Source organism: Roseateles chitinivorans, assembly GCF_002761755.1.
In the GTDB taxonomy this organism is placed as follows: Bacteria; Pseudomonadota; Gammaproteobacteria; order Burkholderiales; family Burkholderiaceae_C; genus Roseateles; species Roseateles chitinivorans.
Genome location: NZ_PEOG01000165.1, coordinates 1 through 584 on the forward strand (window position 1 = coordinate 1; position 584 = coordinate 584).

The following is a 584-nucleotide window of genomic DNA, read 5'->3' on the forward strand; positions in this document are numbered from 1 at the left end:
CGATGACGAGGTGCTCAACACCTTTGCCGCCGTGGGAGAACCGACCGAGGCCGGGGCCGCGGTTGTCACCAGATTCGCCGGACTGGTCGATCGTTTCACGCTGCTCACGCCGTACCCGCTGGGCGATGAGGCGGCGGCGGCGATCGTTGCCGGTGCACGCGCCGCCACCGCGCGGGCTTAGGGCTCAGTCGCGTTTTCCGACGAACTGCGCCAGTGCCGCCATGTTGGGCGGCGCGCCGAGCAACTCCTCCAGGAGTGCGTCTTCGCGCGCCAGCGCCGCACGCACCGCCTCCACGTGCGGCGCGGTGAGCGTGCGTTTGACAGCGATCAGACTCGAGATCGGGTGACTGGCAAGCAGTTCCGGCTTGCGGTTGGTGGCGACCACCTTGTTGTTGCTGGAGGCGCTCTTCTTGGTCACGTCGTCCTCACTACCTACGTACGTACAGCCGCAGTGTCACATACGCGGTGACACCGGACATCGCGAGTCCGAGGAACAACATCCAGGGTGCGCTGTAGTAGAGGATGTCTGCGTAGTCGACCTTGGCGATCAGATTGGCTTGATAGAACTGGTCGAGCGCCTTCTC

2 protein-coding genes are annotated in these 584 nt (G+C 64.7%); one reads left to right on the forward strand and one right to left on the reverse strand.

The window, feature by feature from the left end:
• A partial coding sequence (locus CS062_RS25180) for a hypothetical protein (RefSeq protein ID WP_199174366.1) occupies positions 1 to 181 on the forward strand: 181 nt, incomplete at its 5' end.
• A 3-nt stretch (positions 182 to 184) separates the two neighbouring features.
• Here CS062_RS25180 and CS062_RS25185 read toward each other — a convergent pair.
• On the reverse strand, positions 185 to 418 hold the full coding sequence (locus CS062_RS25185) for a hypothetical protein (RefSeq protein WP_199174367.1): 234 nt from the start codon (positions 416 to 418) through the stop codon (positions 185 to 187).
• Positions 419 to 584: the final 166 nt, after the last annotated feature.